We start from the raw sequence: 5087 nt of genomic DNA, 5'->3' as shown, positions 1-5087 counted from the left end.
AATCCGTACTGAACATATTATACATTATTTTCAGTATAGTTGAGCTTATTATTGACTAGAGTCATGCTCCACAGGCTTCCCCACCGGACAGAGAGCTTCTCATCGGACAATACAAGGGACAATACAAGACGATCATAAGAGGAAGGGAAGAGTTAAGCTCAAAGCAAGGCGGCCTCAGCCGCCGGGATCCGCAACTCAAAAATCCGATATCCAAAACTTGGCAAGAGGAGGTTTTCCATGCCCAGGGCTATCTGGAATGGGGTAGTGGTGGCCGAGACAGACCGCTACGAAACCGTAGAAGGCAACATCTATTTTCCGCCGGAATCTCTGCGCCGGGAATACTTCCAGCCCAGCTCTACCCACACCACCTGCCCCTGGAAGGGGGAGGCCAGCTACTACACCCTCGTGGTCAACGGCCAGGAGAACAAAGATGCCGCCTGGTACTACCCGGATCCCAAACCCGCTGCGGCCAACATCCGGGGCTATGTGGCCTTCTGGAAGGGTGTCAAGGTGGAGCCCTAGCCGGAGCCGAGTTTGTCAACCGGGTATGATGGGAAGAGTGGGTTGGAGAGGCGATGCCATGCTGACCAATGGCCGGATCCTGTTTGGCGCGGCCCGGTGGGCGAGAAAGCTGGGCCTGGCCGGATTGAGCTTGGTGCTGTTGGGCTGCAGCCCCGCAGGTTTTCGCACCCCGCGTCCCAGCCTGACCAACAGTGGCCTCAACAGCATCTTCCCCGATGGGGAGCCTGCTTTCAACGGAGATGGCCGCTACCTGGTGTTTTCCTCGGCCCGCAGCGGCAGCCAGGATATTTTTCTCTACGACACGGTGGAACGTCGCTTGGTGGATCTGCCCGGCCTCAACTCCAGCGACGTGGCGGCCACCTCGCCCGACATCAGCGCCGATGGTCGCTACATCGTCTACGTGTCCAATGCTCTGGGCAAGTCTGAGATCTTCCTCTACGACCGGGAAACCCGCAGGATAGAAAACATCAGCAGCCGGGTGCCAGGAGATGTGCGCAACCCCACCATCAGCGGCGATGGCCGGTTTATCGCTTTTGAGAGCAACGGCCAAGGACAGTGGCACATCGAGATTTTCGACCGGGGGCCGGCGGCCAGCACGCGTCCAACCTCACCTTCTTCCCCCAATGCTGACGACAATCCCTGAGGGGATCCTCAAGCTAGGATAGACCCCCCTGCTTTGCAAGAGTTGTTGCATGTCGATTCCCCTCGCCCAGCGACTTCAGCCCCTCGGCGGCAATGTGTTTGACCAAATGGATCGAGCCAAGCGAGAGGCTCGTCGCTCTGGCCTGGATGTGATCGATCTGTCTCTGGGATCCTCCGATCTGCCCCCACCTTCAGACTCCTTGGCGGCCATCCAATCGGCTCTGTCGGATCCCTCTACCTATGGCTACACGCTGTTTCACGACACGGCGGACTTTCGGTCTGCCTGCGCCAAGTGGTACAGGGGCAAGTTCGGCCTGGAGATCGATCCGGAAACAGAGGTGCTGCCGTTGATCGGATCCCAGCAGGGGACGGCCCTCTTGCCCCTGGCTTTGCTCAATCCTGGCGATGTTGCCTTGGTCGCCGATCCGGCCTATCCCTCTCATGCGGGCGGGATCCATCTGGCGGGCGGGATCCCCTACTACCTGCCCCTGCGGGCGGAAAACCGCTTCTTGCCCCGCTGGGATCGGATCCCGGCAGCGATCTGCCGGCAGGCGCGGCTGCTGGTGTTGAACTACCCCCACAACCCCACCACTGCCACCGTCACCCCGGAGTTTTGGCAAGAAACCCTGCAGTTTTGTCAGCAGTACGACATCGTTCTGGCCCACGATTTTCCCTATGTGGACTGGCGCTTCGACGGCCAGGTGGCCCCTTCCGCGCTGCAGGCGGATCCCGATAAAACCCGCACCATCGAGTTTTTTTCTCTTTCCAAGTCCTATCACATGGGAGGGTTCCGGGTGGCCTACGCCATTGGCAGCCGGGAGCTGATCCGAGCCCTGCGATGGGTGAAATCCACCATCGACTTCCATCAGTACCAGGGCATTCTGCGGGGGGCAGCAGCGGCTTTGGCAGTTCCCGATAGCTTTTTGGAGCGCTGGCGGCAGGTGTACCGAGAGCGACGGGATATAGCTGTGGCGGCTCTACACCGCATGGGTTGGCCTGTGCCCTTGCCAGAAGCCACCATGTATCTGTGGGCGCCTTTGCCGGAGTTTTATCGCGGCTCTTCTGCCCAGTTTTGTTTGGACTTGGTGAGAGCCACAGGGGTTGCCCTGTCTCCGGGTTCTGGCTTTGGCCCCAGTGGGGAAGGCTATGTCCGCTTTGCTTTGGTGGTCGAGGGATCCCGTCTGGAGGAGGCAGTGGGACGGATCGAGGCGTTTTTGTCCCGGTGCATTTCCTAAATCCCAAACATCAATCCCAAACATCGAGCATCCAGCTCTCGGTTGGTTGTGCTCGCCCACCCTCGGGCAATCTAAGTCAGGATAAGAGTAAGAGTGTTATCCAAGTTGAGTGGGCATGGAGAAGGAAACGCTCGACAGTTTTTTGTCCATCCGTGGGGTGATGGGGGTGGCGCTCTTGAGTCGGGCAGGTCGCCCTTTCTTCTACCGCTCTTTTCAGGATTTGGATAGCCGACAGCAGCAAGCCCTTACCGAAGGGCTGTTTCAAGTTTTGCAGACCATGCCCCCAGGACTTGACTATTTTGATTTTCAGTTTGCCGAGCAGCGGGTCTTCGTTTACCCCCTCGGGCCGGAATGGGCGCTGCTGGTGGCGGTGAATGACGAGCTGGTGATGCCGGTTTACACCTTGGCCGTGAACCGCCTGCGAGCCGAGCTGCAGCAGGATACGCCAAAGGGCTTAGCCACCTTTCGTCTATTTACCAGCCAGGCGGAGGCAGGCCGGAACGCTACCCAGCCCAGTTCCGCTCCTGCGGCGGGCCCGCGCATGGAGATGGATGTCTTCGTGCAATCTCTGAACCGTCTCTGCCAGATTACAACCGGCTATTTGGGCAAGGCAGTGATCGTCAACTATTGGAAGGCAGCACGGCAGGAAGTGGTGGAACGCCAGGGATCCCAAGCAGAATGGCTGAACCAGTTCGAGATCGAGCGCAGCGGCCAGATCCACTACCGGGGATCCCTCAAGGAACTGGACGAATCTCAGCAAAGGGTGCTACGGGATTGGGTGCTGGCTTTTTTCCGTCGCTGTGAAGAGGTAATCCACGATTTTCGCAACTTGATCAAATCGACAGAACTGGGCCTATGAAAAAGGGGCAGGCTTTTTCCTAAGTAGGGCTATCGGCGAACTCTACCCGGCTCTTGGTCGAGGAAAATCCAGGCTAAGCTATGACCATGATCAACCCGGATCGCGCCAGGTGCAGACAAGATCCCTGCTTGGAGATGTTTCCTCTTGTCGCCGAAACCGGTGCAGCCGAAGATCTGCATTTGCTACCGCGATGCCGCCGGATCCCTCGTTACTATGGGGTTGCGGCACTCTACGCGAAGGAGTCGCTATGCTGAGAATCGTCACCCAGCTAGCCGAGGCTGAAGCCGAGCTCAGACGGATCTCGGAGCGCACTCAGGCTGACCAGAACCTGCACCGTGAAGCAACTGTGCGGGAGATCCTGCAAGCGGTACGCCGTCAGGGGGATCGGGCCCTGCTGACCTATACGGCTGAGTTCGACCAGGTGGAGCTGAGCGTTGCCGAGCTGAAGGTGTCTGGGGCCGAGCTAGAGGCAGCTTACCAGGCGGTATCTCCGCAGTTGCTTTCAGCCCTACGGCTGGCCAAGCAGCGCATTGAAGCTTTTCACCGGCAGCGGGTGCCCAGCAGTTGGGTAAGCTTTCCCGGCCCTGAGATCGTCTTGGGCAAGCAATACCGCCCTGTGGATCGCGCCGGCCTCTACATTCCGGGAGGGCGAGCCGCCTATCCCAGCACGGTGTTGATGAACGCCATCCCGGCCCAGGTGGCAGGGGTGCCCGAGATTGTGATGGTGACGCCACCGGGATCCGACGGCTCGGGGGGCAAGGGGATTAGCCCGGCCATTTTGGTGGCCGCCCAAGAAGTAGGCATCCACACCATCTATCGCGTTGGAGGGGCTCAGGCAATAGGGGCTTTGGCCTACGGCACCGAGACCATCCCCAAGGTGGACGTGATCACCGGCCCCGGCAACATCTACGTAACTTTGGCCAAAAAGCTGGTGTACGGCACGGTGGGGATCGACTCGCTGGCCGGGCCATCGGAGGTGTTGATCATCGCCGACGAGAGCGCCAACCCCCTTTATGTGGCTGCCGATTTGCTGGCCCAAGCCGAGCACGATCCCTTGGCGGCGGCCATCCTTCTGACCACCGATCTCCAGCTGGCCCAGCAGGTGCAGCAGGCGGTGGCCACCCAGATGGAGGCCCATCCCAACCGTCTGATGGTGGAAAAGTCGGTGGTGAATTACGGGCTGATTGCGGTGGTGCCGGATCTGACGGCGGCGGTGGCTTTGTCCAACCTGTTTGCGCCAGAGCATTTGGAACTGCAGGTGGCAGATCCCTGGGCTTTGCTGGATCCCATTCGCCATGCGGGGGCCATTTTCTTGGGCCACCATACTCCGGAGGCGGTAGGAGATTACCTGGCTGGCCCCAACCATACCTTGCCCACCGCCGGTGCGGCCCGCTATGCCTCGGCTTTGGGGGTGGAAACTTTCCTAAAGCATTCCAGTCTGATTCAATACAGCTCAGCGGCTTTGCGGGAGGTGGCCAGCGCCATTCAGGCTCTCACACAAGCGGAAGGGTTGCCCGCCCACGGCCAGTCGGTACAGGTGCGGTTGGCGGAGGAGCGCTAATCAAGCCCTGGTCGCAGTTAGCTAGACCGCCGGGAAGCCCCACCCTCTGTTAGTGACTAGTGGCTAGTCACTATCCACTCACCACTATCCAGGGTGAGGGTCGGGATAAAAGGCGAGGACACGATGCTTTGTCCTTACTGGTGCTATGACCGGCGTAGCAGGATTTTATACGCTCATCATGAGAACTGCCTATCAATATCGCTTACGCCCTACCTCTAGCCAAGTTGCTCTAATGGAGCAATAGCTAGAGTTGTTGCGGAAGCACTAT

Annotated in this window: 5 protein-coding genes; all 5 read left to right on the top strand. The window is 59.1% G+C overall.

Features of this window, described 5'->3' with window-relative positions; all coding sequences use genetic code 11:
• The first annotated feature begins 237 nt into the window (after positions 1 to 237).
• The 5 genes from NW837_RS00925 to hisD all read left to right on the top strand — a co-directional run bounded on the left by NW837_RS00925 (position 238) and on the right by hisD (position 4819).
• Positions 238 to 522 (top strand): DUF427 domain-containing protein, encoded by a 285-nt coding sequence (locus NW837_RS00925; protein WP_414328853.1) that lies wholly within the window; start codon positions 238 to 240, stop codon positions 520 to 522.
• Between the two features lie 58 nt (positions 523 to 580).
• Entirely contained in the window at positions 581 to 1165 is a 585-nt protein-coding gene (locus NW837_RS00920; RefSeq protein WP_414328852.1) for a TolB family protein, read from the top strand.
• Between the two features lie 49 nt (positions 1166 to 1214).
• Positions 1215 to 2399, top strand: a complete 1185-nt coding sequence (locus NW837_RS00915) for an LL-diaminopimelate aminotransferase (protein WP_414328851.1) — start codon at positions 1215 to 1217, stop codon at positions 2397 to 2399.
• Between the two features lie 115 nt (positions 2400 to 2514).
• A complete protein-coding gene (locus tag NW837_RS00910) occupies positions 2515 to 3258 on the top strand; it encodes a hypothetical protein (RefSeq protein ID WP_414328850.1) in 744 nt (247 codons plus the stop codon).
• A gap of 247 nt (positions 3259 to 3505) precedes the next feature.
• Positions 3506 to 4819, top strand: a complete 1314-nt coding sequence (gene hisD, locus NW837_RS00905) for a histidinol dehydrogenase (protein WP_414328849.1) — start codon at positions 3506 to 3508, stop codon at positions 4817 to 4819.
• The last annotated feature ends 268 nt before the right edge of the window (positions 4820 to 5087 follow it).

Origin of the sequence: Synechococcus sp. R6-10 (assembly GCF_047461815.1) — a bacterium.
Lineage (GTDB): Bacteria > Cyanobacteriota > Cyanobacteriia > Thermostichales > Thermostichaceae > Thermostichus.
Note: the sequence above shows the minus strand (reverse complement) of the source record. Positions and strands in the feature narration are given on the sequence as shown.